Genomic DNA, 19,567 nt, shown 5'->3' on the forward strand with positions numbered 1-19,567 from the left:
AAAACCAGGATTTGAATGGCCGGCTCTCCAACGTCTCTCGAAGTTGAACAGTCGCCTCCGCTTTTCGTTTTGGTTAAGTCCTCGATCGATTAGTATCAGTCAGCTCCACATGTCGCCACGCTTCCACCTCTGACCTATCAACCTGATCATCTTTCAGGGATCTTACTAGCTTGACGCTATGGGAAATCTCATCTCGAGGGGGGCTTCATGCTTAGATGCTTTCAGCACTTATCCCTTCCGCACATAGCTACCCAGCGATGCCTTTGGCAAGACAACTGGTACACCAGCGGTGCGTCCATCCCGGTCCTCTCGTACTAAGGACAGCTCCTCTCAAATTTCCTGCGCCCACGACGGATAGGGACCGAACTGTCTCACGACGTTCTGAACCCAGCTCGCGTACCGCTTTAATGGGCGAACAGCCCAACCCTTGGGACCGACTACAGCCCCAGGATGCGATGAGCCGACATCGAGGTGCCAAACCTCCCCGTCGATGTGGACTCTTGGGGGAGATAAGCCTGTTATCCCCGGGGTAGCTTTTATCCGTTGAGCGATGGCCCTTCCATGCGGAACCACCGGATCACTAAGCCCGACTTTCGTCCCTGCTCGACTTGTAGGTCTCGCAGTCAAGCTCCCTTGTGCCTTTACACTCTGCGAATGATTTCCAACCATTCTGAGGGAACCTTTGGGCGCCTCCGTTACTTTTTAGGAGGCGACCGCCCCAGTCAAACTGCCCACCTGACACTGTCTCCCGCCCCGATAAGGGGCGCGGGTTAGAATTTCAATACAGCCAGGGTAGTATCCCACCGACGCCTCCACCGAAGCTGGCGCTCCGGCTTCTCAGGCTCCTACCTATCCTGTACAAGCTGTACCAAAATTCAATATCAGGCTACAGTAAAGCTCCACGGGGTCTTTCCGTCCTGTCGCGGGTAACCTGCATCTTCACAGGTACTATAATTTCACCGAGTCTCTCGTTGAGACAGTGCCCAGATCGTTACGCCTTTCGTGCGGGTCGGAACTTACCCGACAAGGAATTTCGCTACCTTAGGACCGTTATAGTTACGGCCGCCGTTTACTGGGGCTTCGATTCAAAGCTTCGCTTGCGCTAACCTCTCCTCTTAACCTTCCAGCACCGGGCAGGCGTCAGCCCCTATACTTCGCCTTGCGGCTTCGCAGAGACCTGTGTTTTTGCTAAACAGTCGCCTGGGCCTATTCACTGCGGCTCATCAGGGCTATTCACCCTAATGAGCACCCCTTCTCCCGAAGTTACGGGGTCATTTTGCCGAGTTCCTTAACGAGAGTTCTCTCGCTCACCTTAGGATTCTCTCCTCGCCTACCTGTGTCGGTTTGCGGTACGGGCACCTTTTCCCTCGCTAGAGGCTTTTCTTGGCAGTGTGGAATCAGGAACTTCGGTACTAAATTTCCCTCGCCGTCACAGCTCAGCCTGTGTGGTAACGGGATTTGCCTCGTTACCGGCCTAACTGCTTGGACGCGCTAATCCAGCAGCGCGCTTACCCTATCCTCCTGCGTCCCCCCATTGCTCAAACGGTAAAGAGGTGGTACAGGAATATCAACCTGTTGTCCATCGCCTACGCTTTTCAGCCTCGGCTTAGGTCCCGACTAACCCTGAGCGGACGAGCCTTCCTCAGGAAACCTTAGGCATTCGGTGGATGGGATTCTCACCCATCTTTCGCTACTCATACCGGCATTCTCACTTCTAAGCGCTCCACCAGTCCTTGCGGTCTGGCTTCAACGCCCTTAGAACGCTCTCCTACCACTGACATCGGAAGATGTCAATCCACAGCTTCGGTGATACGTTTAGCCCCGGTACATTTTCGGCGCGGAGTCACTCGACCAGTGAGCTATTACGCACTCTTTAAATGGTGGCTGCTTCTAAGCCAACATCCTGGTTGTCTAAGCAACTCCACATCCTTTTCCACTTAACGTATACTTTGGGACCTTAGCTGGTGGTCTGGGCTGTTTCCCTCTTGACTACGGATCTTATCACTCGCAGTCTGACTCCCATGGATAAGTCTTTGGCATTCGGAGTTTGTCTGAATTCGGTAACCCGATGGGGGCCCCTAGTCCAAACAGTGCTCTACCTCCAAGACTCTTACTACATGAGGCTAGCCCTAAAGCTATTTCGGAGAGAACCAGCTATCTCCAAGTTCGATTGGAATTTCTCCGCTACCCACACCTCATCCCCGCACTTTTCAACGTGCGTGGGTTCGGGCCTCCATCCAGTGTTACCTGGACTTCACCCTGGACATGGGTAGATCACCTGGTTTCGGGTCTACGACCACATACTCATTCGCCCTATTCAGACTCGCTTTCGCTGCGGCTCCGTCTCATCAACTTAACCTCGCATGTAATCGTAACTCGCCGGTTCATTCTACAAAAGGCACGCTATCACCCATTAACGGGCTCTAACTACTTGTAGGCACACGGTTTCAGGATCTCTTTCACTCCCCTTCCGGGGTGCTTTTCACCTTTCCCTCACGGTACTGGTTCACTATCGGTCACTAGGGAGTATTTAGCCTTGGGAGATGGTCCTCCCTGCTTCCGACGGGATTTCTCGTGTCCCGCCGTACTCAGGATCCACTCTGGAGGGAACGAAGTTTCAACTACAGGGCTTTTACCTTCTCTGGCCGGCCTTTCCAGACCTGTTCATTTACCTCGTTCCTTTGTAACTCCGTGTAGAGTGTCCTACAACCCCAAGAGGCAAGCCTCTTGGTTTGGGCTAATCCCGTTTCGCTCGCCGCTACTCAGGGAATCGCGTTTGCTTTCTCTTCCTCCGGGTACTTAGATGTTTCAGTTCCCCGGGTCTGCCTTCTATACCCTATGTATTCAGGTAAAGATCCTATCCCATTACGGATAGGGGGTTTCCCCATTCGGAAATCTCCGGATCAAAGCTTACTTACAGCTCCCCGAAGCATATCGGTGTTAGTACCGTCCTTCATCGGCTCCTAGTGCCAAGGCATTCACCGTGCGCCCTTTCTAACTTAACCTACTTCGGCCAATGATAAGCGGCGAATCTCTGCGTCAGCTCCGTCACTGTGCTCCTCACGTACTCTCGTACGCTCCGGTGCTCGTTCGGTCGCTTCCTTGATCTTCTTGCTTCTCATTGCCCTCATGGTTTGTGCTCTTACTTCGTTTTAAAACAAAAATAAGAGAAAAAAACTAAGATGGCGATTACTCGGTTATTGCTTCTTCATTAACATTATCTAGTTTTCAAAGAACGAATCTTTCATTGAGAGATTGAACTCTCAAAACTGAACGAACAAAACACGTCACGTTTCATGTAAATATCCTTAGAAAGGAGGTGATCCAGCCGCACCTTCCGATACGGCTACCTTGTTACGACTTCACCCCAATCATCTGTCCCACCTTAGGCGGCTGGCTCCAAAAGGTTACCCCACCGACTTCGGGTGTTACAAACTCTCGTGGTGTGACGGGCGGTGTGTACAAGGCCCGGGAACGTATTCACCGCGGCATGCTGATCCGCGATTACTAGCGATTCCGGCTTCATGCAGGCGAGTTGCAGCCTGCAATCCGAACTGAGAATGGTTTTATGGGATTCGCTTAACCTCGCGGTCTCGCAGCCCTTTGTACCATCCATTGTAGCACGTGTGTAGCCCAGGTCATAAGGGGCATGATGATTTGACGTCATCCCCACCTTCCTCCGGTTTGTCACCGGCAGTCACCTTAGAGTGCCCAACTGAATGCTGGCAACTAAGATCAAGGGTTGCGCTCGTTGCGGGACTTAACCCAACATCTCACGACACGAGCTGACGACAACCATGCACCACCTGTCATCCTGTCCCCCGAAGGGGAACGCCCTATCTCTAGGGTTGTCAGGAGATGTCAAGACCTGGTAAGGTTCTTCGCGTTGCTTCGAATTAAACCACATGCTCCACCGCTTGTGCGGGCCCCCGTCAATTCCTTTGAGTTTCAGCCTTGCGGCCGTACTCCCCAGGCGGAGTGCTTAATGCGTTTGCTGCAGCACTAAAGGGCGGAAACCCTCTAACACTTAGCACTCATCGTTTACGGCGTGGACTACCAGGGTATCTAATCCTGTTTGCTCCCCACGCTTTCGCGCCTCAGCGTCAGTTACAGACCAAAGAGTCGCCTTCGCCACTGGTGTTCCTCCACATCTCTACGCATTTCACCGCTACACGTGGAATTCCACTCTTCTCTTCTGCACTCAAGTTCCCCAGTTTCCAATGACCCTCCCCGGTTGAGCCGGGGGCTTTCACATCAGACTTAAGGAACCGCCTGCGCGCGCTTTACGCCCAATAATTCCGGACAACGCTTGCCACCTACGTATTACCGCGGCTGCTGGCACGTAGTTAGCCGTGGCTTTCTGGTTAGGTACCGTCAAGGTACCGGCAGTTACTCCGGTACTTGTTCTTCCCTAACAACAGAGTTTTACGATCCGAAAACCTTCATCACTCACGCGGCGTTGCTCCGTCAGACTTTCGTCCATTGCGGAAGATTCCCTACTGCTGCCTCCCGTAGGAGTCTGGGCCGTGTCTCAGTCCCAGTGTGGCCGATCACCCTCTCAGGTCGGCTACGCATCGTTGCCTTGGTGAGCCGTTACCTCACCAACTAGCTAATGCGCCGCGGGCCCATCTGTAAGTGATAGCCGAAACCATCTTTCAGCTTTCCCTCATGTGAGGGAAAGAATTATCCGGTATTAGCCCCGGTTTCCCGGAGTTATCCCAGTCTTACAGGCAGGTTGCCCACGTGTTACTCACCCGTCCGCCGCTGACTTCAGGGAGCAAGCTCCCATCTGTCCGCTCGACTTGCATGTATTAGGCACGCCGCCAGCGTTCGTCCTGAGCCAGGATCAAACTCTCCATATAAGAGTTGATTAAGCTCATAAGTTGTCTTTTCAAAAAAGACTAAAGAATTAACGTTGACGTTTTTGTTCGTTCAGTTTTCAAAGATCAATCAGAAAGTTTGGAGCGGGTGAAGGGAATCGAACCCTCATCATCAGCTTGGAAGGCTGAGGTTTTACCACTAAACTACACCCGCATATAAAATTATTGTTTCCCGAATGGTCGGGAAGACAGGATTCGAACCTGCGACCCCTTGGTCCCAAACCAAGTGCTCTACCAAGCTGAGCTACTCCCCGTAATATGGCGCGCCCGAGAGGAGTCGAACCCCTAACCTTTTGATCCGTAGTCAAACGCTCTATCCAATTGAGCTACGGGCGCATCTTTTAAAGCAACTCTTATATTATATCAACCTAGATTTCAAAAGTCAACAACTTTTTTTGGTGCGGCCGAGAGGACTTGAACCTCCACGGGGTTGCCCCCACTAGGCCCTCAACCTAGCGCGTCTGCCATTCCGCCACGACCGCTTAATGAAGCGACAAGTAACATCATACCAAAACGTAGCACTTATCTCAATGGTAATTAATGGTGCGGGTGAAGGGAGTCGAACCCCCACGCCTTGCGGCGCCAGATCCTAAGTCTGGTGCGTCTGCCAATTCCGCCACACCCGCAATATGAAATTAAAATGGTGAGCCATGAAGGACTCGAACCTTCGACCCTCTGATTAAAAGTCAGATGCTCTACCGACTGAGCTAATGGCTCATACTTTTATGAGACTTCCTAAAGCCTGTTGTGTGCAGTCAGATGTTCCAAAGCTAAACGCTTTGTCACGGATTGCTATTCGGATGAAGAAATTCACTGATGCTGCAATCTGCTCTACCGACTGAGCTAATGGCTCATCAAAAATGGCTGGGCTAGCAGGATTCGAACCTGCGAGTGACGGAGTCAAAGTCCGGTGCCTTACCGCTTGGCTATAGCCCAATAACAAATGGCGGTCCCGACGGGAATCGAACCCGCGATCTCCTGCGTGACAGGCAGGCATGTTAACCGCTACACCACGGGACCATCCACATAAAACCGTCGGAAACAAAAAAAGTGACCCGTACGGGATTCGAACCCGTGTTACCGCCGTGAAAGGGCGGTGTCTTAACCGCTTGACCAACGGGCCATTGTGAGAATTTTCTGGCGGAGAAGGAGGGATTTGAACCCTCGCGCCGCTTACGCGACCTACACCCTTAGCAGGGGCGCCTCTTCAGCCACTTGAGTACTTCCCCAAATATGGCTCCGCAGGCAGGATTCGAACCTGCGACCGTTCGGTTAACAGCCGAATGCTCTACCACTGAGCTACTGCGGAATAATAATGAACTTTATCGATAAAACAGTTAACATCTTATCGACTCTTCATATTATAAGGACGGAGGCTATAAAAGTCAAGCTTGTTTTTAGAAGAATTTATTAGCCGTTTATCCTGTTTTGTCCTGCGACAATTATTAAATATAAAGTGTACTTAATCTAATGTCAATTCTTTTTTTAAACTAATTTCCCCTTGCATTTACCGCAAACATATTTCCTCGTATCAACCATTCTTTTTCTTTGATAAGTTTGACCGCATTCCTTACACATATAAACAAGAATCTTAGCAGATCTATTTGTTTTTGGATGATCAGGCAAGGCCGAACAAAATCGAGGTGCTCCCACTTTTTTCATTAGCATTCTGAAATCCTGATCACGATGTTTATATCCTTTTCCTTCTAAATGCAAATGATAATGACAAAGCTCGTGCTTAATAATTCCTTCTAATTCTCCGACCCCAAGCTGCTCATAATACTTTTTGTTTATTTCAACATGATGTGAACTCAGCATATATCTTCCGCCAGTCGACCTGAGGCGTGAATTAAAATAAGCCTGATGGCGAAAGGGCTTGCCGAAGCTTTCTAAGGATATCTTTTCAACAAGTGTCTGAAGCTCCTGGTCATTCATAACAATGTTTTTCCTCTCTTATCGTAAACATGACAACCTATTATAGCATACATTATATATACCTATTATAGCTCTGAACTCGCTTTGCTGCCCTAGGGAGCGATTATCAGATTCCAATACACGGGAGGTAAATCAGATGCCTGTATGGTTTCAAAACCAAATCCAGCGTGCTTTTTATGAAAAGGACCGGTATCAGATCAAGCTGCTGAATCAGTGCTGGTTTTTCTATAGAAAGAAACACTGCTCATAAAATATGGCGAGCCTGAGATATACCAGCTAAAAGCAGCTACAGCCCTTTGAAAACCTCACAAGCATAGGCCAAATCACGCTAGAAATATTGATTTCCGGCGTGATTTGGCTTATGACTCGAAGAACAAGCCATTTAAGCCAGCAAAACAAAGGAATGTTAATTAGTTTGGTCAAGCATAGTTAAGGCGACTCTTCCCTTGTGCTTATCAACAGAGTCAACCCAGACTGTTACTACATCCCCAACGGACACGACATCCAGCGGATGTTTGACAAATTGGCGGCTAAGTTTGGATATATGAACAAGGCCATCCTGTTTGACTCCGATATCAACGAATGCACCAAAGTCGACAACATTTCTCACTGTCCCTTGAAGCTCCATCCCTTCCTGCAGATCCTCAAGTTTCAGGACTTCTTTCTTTAGGAGTGGCTTTGGCAGCTCATCACGCGGATCCCTTTCAGGTCTCATTAAGGCATCAATAATATCTCTCAGTGTAAGTTCACCAATTTCAAGCTCCCGGGCTGTCTGGCTGATATTTATGCCTTTTAGTGCTTCCCTTAATGATTGTGTTCCAAGGTCACTGGATTTAAAGCCGAGATTAGCAAGCAATTTATTTACTACTGCATACGTTTCAGGGTGTATACCAGTCCGGTCCAGAGGTTCTTTCCCATCGATAATCCGCAGGAAGCCTATTGCCTGTTCATAGGTTTTGGCGCCAAGGCGCGGAATCTTTTTCAACTGCTTGCGGTCTGTAAATTTCCCTTCTTCTTCTCGTTTCTTGATTATATTCACAGCAACTGTTTTTGAAAGGCCAGCTACATGCTGCAGCAGCGAAGATGAAGCTGTATTTACATTGACACCCACTTGGTTTACCGCTGTCTCTACAACAAAAGAGAGTGATTCTGACAGCTTTTTCTGAGATACGTCATGCTGATATTGGCCAACCCCCACGGACTTGGGATCAATCTTAACCAATTCTGCAAGAGGATCCTGGAGGCGGCGGGCGATGGATACAGCACTCCTTTCTTCCACCTGAAAATCAGGAAACTCTTCTCTGGCAAGGTCTGAGGCAGAATATACGCTCGCCCCTGCTTCATTGACAATTAGGTAGAATATCTCCTCTTTCATGTCCTTTAAAATGTCAGCGATGAACTGCTCGGTTTCCCTTGAGGCGGTTCCATTGCCGATGGCAACCATTTCTACTTTGTAGGTGTTTAGAATATGAACTACTTTCTCTCGTGCTTGTTTCGTTTTGGAAACAGGAGGATGCGGATATATGACACCGATATCAAGTACTTTTCCAGTTTCATCTACAACTGCAAGCTTGCAGCCAGTTCTGTAGGCAGGGTCTACACCCAGTACTATCTTGCCTTTTAATGGGGGCTGAAGCAGCAGTTTTCTGAGATTTTCAGAAAAAATCATGATCGCCTGTTCTTCTGCTTTTTCAGTTAGTTCATTGCGGATTTCACGTTCAATCGAAGGCATAATCAGACGCTTGTATCCATCCTCAATAGCTTCCTTTACAATTGCCCCTGCAGGGGAGCGTTCATCCTTCACCCACTTTTTATACAAGTACTTTAAGATAAATTCGGTATTTGGCTTAATGTTAATCCTTAAAACTTCTTCTTTTTCACCCCGGTTTAATGCAAGTGTGCGGTGTGGAACAATCTTGCTCACTGGTTCCTCATACTCGTAGTACATTTCATAAACGCCTTTTTCGTCAATCTCTTTATTCTTCACAGAAGACTCAATTGTTCCCTTTTTGGCTGTTTCCATACGGATCCATTTTCTGCTTTCTGCTTCATCTGATACCCATTCTGCGATAATATCTTTCGCTCCGGCAATTGCCTCTTCCGTTGTGGTTACTTCCTTTTCATCTGATAAAAATTCTTTTGCCTTTGCAGCAGGGGGTTCATTAAGGGGGAAGGTGAGAAGCCATTCAGCAAACGGTTCAAGCCCTCTTTCCTTTGCCGCAGTTGCTTTTGTGCGGCGCTTTTGCTTATATGGCCGGTATAAGTCTTCTACCTCCTGTAGCTTCACCGCTTTTTCAATGTTGGATTTTAACTCTTTTGTCAGCTTGCCCTGCTCTTCAATTAAGCGGACTACCTCTTCTTTACGCTGATTGAGATTTTGTATGTATTGCCAGCGCTCCATGATATCCCGAATTTGAACTTCATCCAGTGCACCTGTCTGTTCCTTTCTGTATCGGGCAATGAACGGGACTGTGTTCCCTTCTTCCAATAAGCTGATTGTGTTTTTTACTTGTTTAATGGCTATTGATAATTCTCCAGCGATTAGGTTTAGTACTTGATTTTGTCTATCCAAAGTTTTTTCCAAGATCATTCCTCCATCATAGAGTCTCACTTTTCATTTTATCAAAAAGAAAAACAAAAAGCTTACCCTGTTCTAGAGTAAGCTTCCAAGTATGAAAGTAGCATCATCTGAGGTAGATGGATACTGCTTTTTTATATCTTCCGAGATAAGATCAATAGGGAGAAATGCTTTCAGCAAAGTTTTAACCCCTTGAATATTCAAGCCATCTGAGTATATCAAAAACTTAGATTCCGCTTCATACGTAAACCGCTGGGTATGAAACACCTGCGGCCTTCCTGACAGATATCCAGTTACAGGCAGAGGATATGTGAGTTTCCCAGTAGATGAATAAAGGAAAAACCGAATATTCCCTACACAGCTGTATACAAATTCCCTGGAGGCAAAATGGACTTTAAACAGTGCTACTGCTGCTCCTCTTTTCTGTAAAAGAACATCGTTGCAAAGCTTCATGAGCGTATCTACATCTTTCTCATGATGCTGCTCTACGACAGAAACAACAGCAGAAGAAGCTTCATACGCGAATTCCCCGCTTCCAAGGCCATCTGCCAGCACACATACAAAGTATTCATCAGTTGCGGTGAAGTAATATCCATCACCGCAAAAAGCTTTGCCATCTTTAGCTGTCTGGTGAGCAATCACTTCGATGTTATCTCCAACCAATTTGGTCATGAAAGGCACTCCGAGTTATTTGTTTCAGAGTGGATCGCTTCCTGAAGCTTTTTGATTGCACGGCGCTGAAGTCTCGAGACATGCATCTGGGAAATCCCCAGTTTATCTCCAGCTTCTTTTTGGCTCATATTCTCAAGATATGTGTATTGTATAATTAATTTCTCTCTCTCAGACAGGACATGCAGTACTTTATCAAGAACTAGCATTTGATTTACTTTTTCATAGCCCTCGTCTTCATTTCCGACGATATCCAGCAATGTAACTGTTCCGCCATCAGAATCAGCCTCGATTGAATGGTCAACAGAAAGCGCCTGATAGCTTTTTCCCATTTCCATTGCCTCGAGCACTTCTTCTTCTGATACACCCAGCACATCGGCTATTTCGTCCACTCTTGGAGACCTATGAAGTTCTGTTGTGAGCTCTTCAACGGTCGCTTTAATTTTTGGTCCCAATTCCTTTATGCGGCGCGGAACATGAACACTCCAAGTTTTATCCCTTAAGAAGCGCTTAATTTCGCCGATAATCGTAGGAACTGCAAAGGCCTCAAACGTTTTGCCAAAAGACTCATCATAGCGGCGGATAGCCCCTAATAAGCCGATAATGCCCACCTGGACAATATCCTCATGATAAGATCTTCCCTTTGAGTACTTGCGGGCAATGGCTTCAACTAAATTCTGATATTGGAATACCAGGGTGTTTTGAGCATCTTCATCCTGGTGAAGCTGGTAGGCTTTGATTAAAGCATTTGTTTCTTCTTTGGATTTTTGGTTAGGTTGAGATTGTTTTTGCATCCCTCTCCACCTGCTCTCCCTCTAGGTATTTGGTCATAAAGACCGTAACACCCTCTTTGTGATGAATTCTTACTTCATCCATCAATGTTTCAATCAGGTATAGACCCAAGCCTCCTTCACGCAGGAATTCCACAGAATCAGTCTGGTCGTATGGTCCAATGCCTTGTCTTGCAGATTGGAAGTCAAAACTTTTTCCGCTGTCTGCGACCATTACCTCAAGACGGTCAGTGTATAAACCGAACCCGATGACTACTTCTCCTTGCTCATTCTGCTTGTATGCGTGTTGGACTGCATTGGTGCAAGCTTCACTTGTAGCGATTTTAAGATCTTCAATTTCTTCATATGCAAATCCCATTCTGCTGGCAATCCCCGATAGCGTCAGGCGGATTACCCCAACAAATTCCGGCTTGGCCGGAATTTTCACCTCAATATAATCAAATGGCTCGTTCATTGTACTCCACCTTCAATCCCGCTGTTAATATCGATAATATCGGCTAGGCCTGTAATTTCGAAAAGTCTCTTTAAACGGTCTGATAAGCCAACAATCTGGAATTTGCCGTTATTGGCTCGGACATTTTTAAATACACCAACAAATACACCTAAGCCGGTACTATCCATATAAGAGACTTCAGATAGGTTGACCACCATTTCCACGCCTTCTTTTTCTGTTAAAGGAAAAAGCTCTTCGCGGAGTTTAGGTGCTGTATACGCATCAATTTCTCCGCTTACCATTGCTTCAATCAGCATATCATTTTCTTTTACATCTATTGTAATATTCATAACTGACCCACCTCTTTACATGTCAACTGCTTTTTACTAGTTACCCGTTTTTAAAACCCGTTAAACATTTCTTTTTAAAATAATTAAGGTAAAATCGTCCCGCAATTGAAAATGCTGAAGTTTTTCAAGTTCTTTATATACGCTATTAACAATTTCCTGTGCACTTAAATGAATGTATTTCTTGATTAATTCCAGCAATGATTCCTTTTCTATAAACCCTTCTTCTGTACGGCATTCAGTAACCCCATCTGACATTAATATAATCATATCTCCTGGATTTACTCCTTTTTCGTACTGGCGGTATTTAGTTTTTTTATCAATGCCGAGAAGCAGGCCTTTCGCTGTCAGTTCGGTAAATTCACCTGTCTCAGCCACAAAGAAAAGTCCTGGTTCATGTCCGGCAGAACCATAAGAGAACATATGGCTGTTCGTATCATATATTCCATAAAACATAGTAATGAACATTGTTAAATCTACGTTCTGTTCTACGACCCGGTTTAGATTTTCCAGGACCGTTTTAGGGTCATTGCGGTTTTCAGGCAAACTGTCCATGGCATATTTAATCATGGACATACACAAGGCTGCCGGAAGACCTTTACCAATGACATCAGCTATTGCAATGCTGATCGTGCTGTTTTCATCCTGAACAAAGTGGAAATAATCACCGTTCATATGTTTAGCAGGAACACTTATGGCACCGATATCTAAACCTTCAACAGAAGGTACCTGCGTCCCCAGCAGGGTTTGCTGGACGTTCGCAGCTATTTCCATTTCTGTCCTGAGTTCCTGCTGAATATGCTTTAAGTTCTGATGCTCCCGATAAGCAAAACCATAGCCTATCATGACTTCCAGAAGGATATCAAAAGAATGGTGAACATACTCAGGCAAGTCCGGATAAAGTTCACCCATCAGACTTTTATGAACGCTGATAATCTCTTCAGGAGAGATTTTGTGCTCGATCGACTTCCTGCTGAACTTCTGGCCTTGATACAAAGCCTGTTCAGATTGTTCTTTAATATAATTCTCAAGAATATCCCGATACTTTGATTCCATCATTTCTCGGAAATCCATACCGCTTCCCCCTAACGAAGCCACTTAGTTGCTCTTATATCTGTTCCGGTTCCAGGATTGGAGTCAATTAAGAACTCATCCATTAACCGCTTCACACCCGGCAGGCCGGCTCCTAATCCCCCTGATGTCGAGAATCCGTCTTCCATTACTTGGCGTAAATCATTGATTCCAGGGCCGCTGTCTACAGCAACTATACGCAATCCCGCTTTTCCGCCGTCGTATATTTTTTCAATACAGACTTGCCCCTGTCCGGCGTATAAATATATATTCCGGGCAAGTTCACTAATGGCTGTGGTGATTCTAGCCTGGTCAACTGTACCAAAACCAAGCTCTTTAGCAACATTCCGCCCAAGCTGGCGGGCTGCAACGATGTCCCATTCGTTTATGATTTTAACGCAGGATTGGTTTTCCATACAGTTACTCCCCCAATTCCTGTTGTAATTTCTCCAAACCTTTTTCTAGATCTAATGCAGTAAGGACATCATCTAACCCAATACCTAACTCAATAAGCGTAATTGCTACGGCAGGCTGTATCCCGGTTATGACTACTTTTGCACCCATCAGTTTGGACATATTTATTACGTCGCCGAGAACTTTTGCGATGAATGAATCAATAAAGTCAATGGATGTTAAATCAATCACGACTCCATTTGCGCTGGTCTCATGGATTTTATGGAGCAGATCCTCCTGAAACTGCAAAGCAGTCTGGTCATCCAATTCCCACTGGATGGAGACTAATAGGCAATCGTTCAGTTTTAAAATTGGGATTCTCACTCTCATTCCACTCCCTCCACATTCACAATTTTGCGGCTGGTTAACTCAAGCGCCGCTTCTACACCCTTTTTCAAGGTATTCTTTGTAGTAAACTGATTTAAATCAATTCCCAGATTTACAATGGTCTGGGCAATTTCCGGACGGATGCCTACAAGCATGCATTTCGCTCCGACAAGCCTTACAGCATCAGCAGCCTGTATGATATGATGGGCTACCATCGTATCAACAACCGGCACACCTGTTATATCAATAAGCACCACTTCTGAACGGTGTTTTACTACTCCATTTAAAAGGTTCTCCATAATCTGCTTCGCCCGCTCCGTATCAATTGTACCGACAAGAGGCATGACTGTAATTCCTTCGAATACAGGAATCAGCGGCGCAGATAGTTCCTGAAGCGCAATTTTTTGGAGGGACACAGTTCGTTCCCAAGTGGTTGAATACATATTTACCACTTCATTGACCATGGGAGTCATCCAGCTGTCAAACTCGTAAATGAATTTCATTTGATTTTCCTGGGTGACAATCCCCGTTTCCTGCATGTCCTCAAACACAATCTTTCCGAAGGTTTGGAGACCTTTTGTCACAAAACTGAGCGGCCAGCCCAACCGTACGATTTTCTCTGAGAAATCACTCAATTTTGAAGTGAATTCCTCATTTGAACTTTTTATATTTGAAATAATCAGGTCAATGAATTCCCGGCTTGTCCCGATAAATACCTGATCAGATACAACCTTCGTAACTCTTTCATCCGCATTTTCCTTTGTGGCCTCCAGCCACTCATTGAATATGGAATCTTTGTTGTTTTGTATATAATTCAATATTGTGGAATTCATTTGTTCCTCCCTATTTTAGCATATATCTATTATTAGCCTTCCAATTCCCCTTTATTGTACAGAAGATAAAAAAACCTTCCTGTTCCGTATATATCAATTAAATGATAACAGTGAATGCCAGTCAAATGATACCTATATGATGCCGAATCAATAAACTCCAATCTTTGGTTAATTCGACAATTTATTATTAAATCCCTTTTTTCCCTTCACAACTTGGCAGATTTCCATTGAATATCGAAGTGTATGCTTCATAAGAAACGGGTATATTTACAAAACCAGTCAATTTTATATAATAAACGACTTTCTGTTTTACCCTCTTTATAAGAAACTAAACCTTTTTGCTGTATAAAAAACAAAAAACGCCCTTCAAAAGAGCGTTTGTTAAAATTCGATGAGGCCTAAGCTGATTTGCACGGCTTCATCCACTTTTTCCATCATTTCGTCATCGAGATGGGTTATTTTATCGGTTAAGCGTTGTTTATCAATTGTACGAATCTGTTCTAATAAGATGACCGAATCCCTTTCAAAACCATAACGCTTCGCATCAATTTCAACGTGAGTAGGCAGCTTCGCTTTTTGAATCTGAGCTGTGATTGCTGCAACAATTACTGTGGGACTAAACCGATTCCCGATGTCGTTTTGGATGACAAGCACTGGACGGACGCCGCCTTGTTCTGAACCAACAACTGGGGATAGGTCTGCAAAATAAACGTCACCACGTTTGACAATCAAGGGATTATCCTCCGCTTACTAGACGTTCAACTGTGTGTTCTGCCTCGTATTCCGCTTGAAATGCTTCAGATGCAATCGTCAAATTTATTTTCGCCATCTCCATGTAGCCTCGTCTCATGGACTCGCGAATTTGTCTCTTTTTGCGTTCGCGCAAATACATTTTGGTTGCCTGATAAATGAATTCGCTCCGGTTAACGTTTTCCTGTTTTGCAAATCCGTCTAACTCGGTTAAAAGATGCTGCGGTAACTTTACCATTATCTCTGTTGTTGTGCTGGAATCAGACACAAACATACACCTCCACCATCACTACACACCATTTTTATATCTACCATTTTCAATATTACCATTTATAAAGCCCAATGCAAAGGGGATTCTTTAATTCTTCTGTATTATCGTCCAAAAAAATAGTATTTTATGCATGATTTCAGAAAAGCGGAAGCGCCTTGCTCACCCCCGACAAGCACAAGACGGGCCTCACGGAAAGGCGTTCTTTGCCTTTTTGGGAGGAATGGCTTGTGACCTCGAGGGGGTAGGCGCTGAAGCTAGACAGTTAACTAACTTCAGAGTTCATCATTCTTATCTTTTCAGAAAGCCGCCGCGCTTATTCCATACCTTTTTCCGGGCGATAGCTTAGCTGGGCAGCAAATAAAGTTTTTTACGATTATAGCAGATAATTAATTCCCCCGATAATTTTACCATCTCTTTTATATATGCGCGGAACCCGGGAAGATACCATGCAGGTTACTTCATAGTTGATGGTTTCAAGTTTTTCGGCGATTTCGTCAACCGGAATCTTTTCTTCCCCCTGCTCGCCGATCAGGGTTACTTTTGTACCGACAGGCATTTCATGCGGAAGCTTAATCATGCATTGATCCATACAAACTCTTCCAACAATTGGAACCCTCAATCCTTCAGCAAGAACCTCCTGCCCCTGAAGTTTTCGTATCCAGCCATCCGCATAGCCGATCGGCAAAGTTGCAATCCATTCATCTTCTTGTGCCTCATAAGTCGCCCCATAGCTGACCTTCTCGCCTTTATGAAGCTTTTTCACATGAACAATAGAGGTATGGAGAGAAAAAGCTTCTTTCAGAGGGAAAGGAAGATCAGACTTAATTTCCATGGAAGGAGCCAGGCCGTACATACTGATCCCCATTCTGACAGCATTGAAGTGGGCTTTGGGAAATCTAAGGCCCGCCGCGCTGTTGCTGGTATGGATATACTTTGGCAAAGTCTCCAGCCAGCTGGTCATTTCCTCAAATCTGCTCAGCTGCTTTTCAAAATAAGCATTCTCCAATGAATCCGCTGTGGCAAAATGCGTGAACACCCCTTCAAGCATAAAACGCTTGTCCTTTTTGATAACGCTCTCAATTCCCGCAAGCTCATCACGGCTTCGAATACCCAGGCGCCCCATGCCTGTATCAAACTTTAAATGGATATTCAGGACTTCTCCGTCTTCCACATATTCGTATGCTTGTGATAGCCACTCCTTTTGAAAAACGGTCAGGGCAATATTCTTTGCAGCTGCTTCGCCTGCATGCTCCGGGCGGCTCGCTCCCATTACTAAGATCGGCGCTGCAATCTTTTTATTTCTCAATGCCATCGCCTCATCCAGGGTGGCAACAGCCAGAGAGGATGCTCCCGCATCCAGGGCCGCTTCCGCCACAGCTGCATCTCCATGCCCATACCCATTTGCCTTCACAACCGCAATGACGTTTGTCCCTTCTTCTGCATGTTTTTTCATTGACTCTACATTATATGAAATATGATCCAGATTTATCTCTGCCCAAGTGTCCCGGTACATTTTTGTTTGTTCATTCATCGATGTATTCACGTCCTTTAGCCATTGCTTCTCTACATGTCGATTATCAAACTCTGGCAGAGGGTTTGTCAAATGCTTATTTTTATCAAAAGGCTTTGAAAGATGATTTCCCATGCCGGCAGCATAAAAAAACAGGCCCCCTTTGAGACCTGCTTTTTGCCGGTGATTTATTTCACCATTTCCCCCTGTACAGTGCGGGCAATTTCGGACATTTCTTCAGGTGATAAATCATTGGATGCAATCATATAATCCACACCCTGGTAGGTCCAGGAAATGGTGTTGTCAGAAAGTGCACCAATGGTGAAGCCAAGGTCAACAGGCTCGCCCTTCACTGAAGTAACGACGGATGATGTCGGCATGACAGCGGCCTTTTCCTGCACAAGAGTGAAGGATTTTTCTCCATCGTACGTCAATACAACGCGCTTGCCATCTTCTGTTTGAACTTCCTGCTCATCAACCAGCTTTACATCAGCCATATCCATCTGCGGATATTTAACCGCGAATTCCTGATCCTCCACTTCAGCCATCACCGGCACTTCGAGCTGTGCTCCTGTCATGTTCTTCTGCATGTCAAAATCTTTCTTATCGAAGCTGGCATTAAACTTTACATTTGAAAATTCTACTGTTACAAGTGCATTTTTATCAGGATCCATAACCTTCACACTGACTGGGGATAAATCGGACTTCTTGAGCTTGATTTCCTGGACAGGAAGCATCTGATTATTTTGATAGCGTGTTTTTGTTTCAAACACATAATGATCTTTTGTAGCGGAGAACTTAGCTTCTTTATCCTCCATAATGTCCTTGACTAATGATTCATATAAATAAGCCTGGCTGCTGTTCTGCGGCCAATCGCTCTGGAAACGGAAGCTCTTGTTCAGCGCAGGAGTGAGGACAAATACACCGTCATCGTTGCGCAGAATCATTTGGCTTTGTTCCTTTTGGGCGTTTTTCAGGTTCACCCGGTAAAAGTCAGGCTCCTTATGCCATACTTCAATATCGTAGGTTTGCGGGTCAGTCCCCATCTGCAGAGTCATCTTGGCCTCTGCCTTGTATCCTTTAATGTCTTCAAGCTTATTGTTAAGATCCTTTACGACGTCTTCCTGTGATTTAGTTCCACAGGCAGACAATGCAAGAACTACCAAAAGCCCGGCAAGCAGCATGAACCACTTTTTCTTCATTCCTTCAGCCCCTTTGTCTCATTTCAGTGAGATCGGCCCAACTTCCGGCCTGTCTCTCCTATCGCATTATGAATATATGAGACAACCTTAGGGAATATGCTAGGAGGAATGACAAGCTTTTGAAATTCTTCAGCCTGCCAAATATCAAGTTTTTTCTATAACCACCTGAGCCACCGCATATTCTCTGCTATGGGAAATCGACAAGTGTATCCCATCTTTAAATGGCTTCGAAATATATGGCTTTCCCTTTTCATCCTTTTCAATTTCAATATCCTGAAAGGAAAGTTCTTCCCCAATACCAGTGCCCCACGCCTTTGAAAAGGCTTCTTTTGCCGCGAACCTCCCGGCAAGAAATTCAGCCTGTCTCTTTTCCGGCAAGCGGCGATAGCCATCCTGCTCTTTTGGTGTCAAAATCCGTTCAGGAAACCGCTCCTGCCTGGCAATAATTTTTCGTATGCGCTCCAGATCTGCAATATCAATCCCAATACCGGAAATCATCTCTCATCTTCCTTCTATTTATATTATTCGCTGCATAAAGAATACAGTAGAAGCAGTATTATGTACACATTATCCAATGAATAAGTGTTATGGCATGCTGAAAAACTGCTTTTCAGGCTATGATGTAGATACACGGTCCAACAATTCAAGCACGGAGGAGAGCCATGTTTACAAGAACGGAAAGCTTTAAGGAATTTATCCGCTACTACCCTGTTGTTTCTGCTATCATTTGTATCCATATTATCATCTATCTATTAACAGTCGTTCCCCTATTTCCAAATACACTTATTTTCGAAAAGCTTGCAGGTGTCAATTTATATATTGTTCAAGGTGAATACTGGCGGCTGCTGAGCCCAATCATACTGCACAGCGGTTTCCCCCATGTTTTATTCAACAGCTTTTCTCTTGTTCTCTTCGGCCCTGTACTGGAACGAATGCTCGGGAAAACCAGATTCATCCTCCTTTACATCACAGCTGGTGCAGCAGCAAATATTGCAACACTGCTTCTTGAACCTTTGACATATATTCATGTGGGTGCCAGTGGTGCGATCTTTGGCCTGTTCGGATACTTTGCGGCAATCATTGTATTCCGAAAAGAACTTTTATCCAGGGAAAACTCACAAATCATACTGACCATTACGATAATCGGCGTAATCATGACCTTTCTGCAGCCAAACATTAATGTTACAGCCCATTTATTCGGCCTGCTTGCAGGTTTCCTGATTGGTGCGGCATCACTTGCCAAAGGACGTACATCTTCTTCATCCGGCATAATACGGCCCGGAGGTCTTGCCGGCATCAGGCCTTCATTAAAAGGGGTGCCCGCATCAAGGCTTGTTCTCTGGGGAATCATTATCATTTTGGCTGTCCTGGGGTTTTTATCCAGATAATCCTAGTCCAAAAGCTGGAGCGCCTTGATCAGATGAACTCCGTCTAAAAACCGCCACGTCCTGGCATACGCTGAAGCCAGCACATCCTGTGCAAGTCCGGCAGGCATAAGACGAATTATGCAGGAAACC

18 protein-coding genes, 11 tRNA genes and 2 rRNA genes are annotated in these 19,567 nt (G+C 45.6%); 2 read left to right on the forward strand and 29 right to left on the reverse strand.

Going from position 1 to position 19,567, the window contains the following annotated elements; all coding sequences use genetic code 11:
- Window positions 1-69: 69 nt before the first annotated feature.
- The 15 genes from MKY20_RS02455 to MKY20_RS02525 all read right to left on the reverse strand — a co-directional run bounded on the left by MKY20_RS02455 (window position 70) and on the right by MKY20_RS02525 (window position 6,815).
- Window positions 70-3,005: ribosomal RNA gene (locus tag MKY20_RS02455) — 23S ribosomal RNA — on the reverse strand.
- Complete coding sequence (locus tag MKY20_RS02460) at window positions 3,000-3,131, reverse strand: hypothetical protein (protein WP_258760818.1); 132 nt, start codon at window positions 3,129-3,131, stop codon at window positions 3,000-3,002. The genes MKY20_RS02455 and MKY20_RS02460 overlap by 6 nt, the downstream gene beginning before the upstream one ends.
- A 181-nt stretch (window positions 3,132-3,312) precedes the next feature.
- Window positions 3,313-4,862: ribosomal RNA gene (locus MKY20_RS02465) — 16S ribosomal RNA — on the reverse strand.
- Together the 16S and 23S rRNA genes with 11 tRNA genes alongside form the textbook arrangement of a ribosomal RNA operon.
- Before the next feature lie 98 nt (window positions 4,863-4,960).
- Window positions 4,961-5,034, reverse strand: a tRNA-Gly gene (locus tag MKY20_RS02470).
- 23 nt (window positions 5,035-5,057) lie between these two features.
- A tRNA-Pro gene (locus tag MKY20_RS02475) sits at window positions 5,058-5,134 on the reverse strand.
- A gap of 5 nt (window positions 5,135-5,139) precedes the next feature.
- Window positions 5,140-5,216: transfer RNA gene (locus MKY20_RS02480), tRNA-Arg, on the reverse strand.
- A 60-nt stretch (window positions 5,217-5,276) separates the two neighbouring features.
- Window positions 5,277-5,362, reverse strand: a tRNA-Leu gene (locus tag MKY20_RS02485).
- A gap of 59 nt (window positions 5,363-5,421) precedes the next feature.
- Window positions 5,422-5,506 (reverse strand) — tRNA-Leu (locus MKY20_RS02490).
- Window positions 5,507-5,521: 15 nt separating this feature from the next.
- A tRNA-Lys gene (locus MKY20_RS02495) sits at window positions 5,522-5,597 on the reverse strand.
- 144 nt (window positions 5,598-5,741) lie between these two features.
- Window positions 5,742-5,816, reverse strand: a tRNA-Gln gene (locus MKY20_RS02500).
- A gap of 8 nt (window positions 5,817-5,824) precedes the next feature.
- Window positions 5,825-5,900, reverse strand: a tRNA-Asp gene (locus MKY20_RS02505).
- Window positions 5,901-5,931: 31 nt separating this feature from the next.
- Window positions 5,932-6,003 (reverse strand) — tRNA-Glu (locus tag MKY20_RS02510).
- A gap of 15 nt (window positions 6,004-6,018) precedes the next feature.
- A tRNA-Ser gene (locus MKY20_RS02515) sits at window positions 6,019-6,109 on the reverse strand.
- A gap of 5 nt (window positions 6,110-6,114) precedes the next feature.
- Window positions 6,115-6,189, reverse strand: a tRNA-Asn gene (locus MKY20_RS02520).
- Window positions 6,190-6,365: 176 nt separating this feature from the next.
- The gene (locus tag MKY20_RS02525; RefSeq protein ID WP_251175628.1) at window positions 6,366-6,815 is read right to left on the reverse strand and encodes a SprT family protein; all 450 of its coding nucleotides are present in this window, start codon (window positions 6,813-6,815) and stop codon (window positions 6,366-6,368) included.
- A 136-nt stretch (window positions 6,816-6,951) separates the two neighbouring features.
- Here MKY20_RS02525 and cmpA point away from each other — a divergent pair, with 136 nt between their 5' ends.
- Entirely contained in the window at window positions 6,952-7,065 is a 114-nt protein-coding gene (gene cmpA / locus MKY20_RS02530; protein WP_009336300.1) for a cortex morphogenetic protein CmpA, read from the forward strand.
- Between the two features lie 156 nt (window positions 7,066-7,221).
- Here cmpA and MKY20_RS02535 read toward each other — a convergent pair whose 3' ends face one another.
- The 14 genes from MKY20_RS02535 to acpS form a co-directional block, all read right to left on the reverse strand.
- Window positions 7,222-9,405 carry a Tex family protein gene (locus tag MKY20_RS02535; RefSeq protein ID WP_251175627.1) on the reverse strand — a complete coding sequence of 728 codons (2,184 nt, stop codon included), beginning with the start codon at window positions 9,403-9,405 and terminating at the stop codon, window positions 7,222-7,224.
- Between the two features lie 63 nt (window positions 9,406-9,468).
- Window positions 9,469-10,065, reverse strand: coding sequence for a PP2C family serine/threonine-protein phosphatase (locus MKY20_RS02540; protein WP_009336302.1), 597 nt, complete (start codon window positions 10,063-10,065; stop codon window positions 9,469-9,471).
- Entirely contained in the window at window positions 10,062-10,856 is a 795-nt protein-coding gene (gene sigB / locus MKY20_RS02545) for an RNA polymerase sigma factor SigB (protein ID WP_251175626.1), read from the reverse strand. Before sigB ends, MKY20_RS02540 begins: the two co-directional genes overlap by 4 nt.
- Window positions 10,834-11,307 (reverse strand): anti-sigma B factor RsbW, encoded by a 474-nt coding sequence (gene rsbW, locus MKY20_RS02550; protein ID WP_009336304.1) that lies wholly within the window; start codon window positions 11,305-11,307, stop codon window positions 10,834-10,836. Before rsbW ends, sigB begins: the two co-directional genes overlap by 23 nt.
- On the reverse strand, window positions 11,304-11,636 hold the full coding sequence (locus MKY20_RS02555; RefSeq protein WP_009336305.1) for an anti-sigma factor antagonist: 333 nt from the start codon (window positions 11,634-11,636) through the stop codon (window positions 11,304-11,306). The genes rsbW and MKY20_RS02555 overlap by 4 nt, the downstream gene beginning before the upstream one ends.
- 60 nt (window positions 11,637-11,696) lie before the next feature.
- A complete protein-coding gene (locus tag MKY20_RS02560; RefSeq protein ID WP_019381250.1) occupies window positions 11,697-12,707 on the reverse strand; it encodes a PP2C family protein-serine/threonine phosphatase in 1,011 nt (336 codons plus the stop codon).
- A gap of 11 nt (window positions 12,708-12,718) precedes the next feature.
- Window positions 12,719-13,120, reverse strand: coding sequence for an anti-sigma regulatory factor (locus tag MKY20_RS02565; RefSeq protein WP_009336308.1), 402 nt, complete (start codon window positions 13,118-13,120; stop codon window positions 12,719-12,721).
- 4 nt (window positions 13,121-13,124) lie between these two features.
- Window positions 13,125-13,487 (reverse strand): STAS domain-containing protein, encoded by a 363-nt coding sequence (locus tag MKY20_RS02570; RefSeq protein WP_009336309.1) that lies wholly within the window; start codon window positions 13,485-13,487, stop codon window positions 13,125-13,127.
- Complete coding sequence (locus MKY20_RS02575; RefSeq protein WP_009336310.1) at window positions 13,484-14,317, reverse strand: RsbT co-antagonist protein RsbRA; 834 nt, start codon at window positions 14,315-14,317, stop codon at window positions 13,484-13,486. Before MKY20_RS02575 ends, MKY20_RS02570 begins: the two co-directional genes overlap by 4 nt.
- 381 nt (window positions 14,318-14,698) lie before the next feature.
- A complete protein-coding gene (ndoA, locus tag MKY20_RS02580) occupies window positions 14,699-15,049 on the reverse strand; it encodes a type II toxin-antitoxin system endoribonuclease NdoA (RefSeq protein WP_009336311.1) in 351 nt (116 codons plus the stop codon).
- 4 nt (window positions 15,050-15,053) lie between these two features.
- A complete protein-coding gene (locus MKY20_RS02585) occupies window positions 15,054-15,335 on the reverse strand; it encodes a CopG family ribbon-helix-helix protein (protein ID WP_026041666.1) in 282 nt (93 codons plus the stop codon).
- 376 nt (window positions 15,336-15,711) lie between these two features.
- Window positions 15,712-16,983 (reverse strand): alanine racemase, encoded by a 1,272-nt coding sequence (alr, locus tag MKY20_RS02590; protein ID WP_284521489.1) that lies wholly within the window; start codon window positions 16,981-16,983, stop codon window positions 15,712-15,714.
- A gap of 53 nt (window positions 16,984-17,036) precedes the next feature.
- On the reverse strand, window positions 17,037-18,050 hold the full coding sequence (locus tag MKY20_RS02595; RefSeq protein ID WP_019381248.1) for a LolA family protein: 1,014 nt from the start codon (window positions 18,048-18,050) through the stop codon (window positions 17,037-17,039).
- A 144-nt stretch (window positions 18,051-18,194) separates the two neighbouring features.
- A complete protein-coding gene (gene acpS / locus MKY20_RS02600) occupies window positions 18,195-18,548 on the reverse strand; it encodes a holo-ACP synthase (RefSeq protein ID WP_009336315.1) in 354 nt (117 codons plus the stop codon).
- A 164-nt stretch (window positions 18,549-18,712) separates the two neighbouring features.
- Between acpS and MKY20_RS02605 the strand changes: the two genes are divergently transcribed.
- Window positions 18,713-19,438: a rhomboid family intramembrane serine protease gene (locus tag MKY20_RS02605; RefSeq protein WP_009336316.1), complete on the forward strand. Its 726-nt coding sequence runs from the start codon at window positions 18,713-18,715 to the stop codon at window positions 19,436-19,438.
- The last annotated feature ends 129 nt before the right edge of the window (window positions 19,439-19,567 follow it).

Origin of the sequence: Cytobacillus sp. FSL W8-0315, from assembly GCF_038002905.1 — a bacterium.
GTDB classification, from domain to species: domain Bacteria; phylum Bacillota; class Bacilli; order Bacillales; family Cytobacillaceae; genus Cytobacillus; species Cytobacillus pseudoceanisediminis.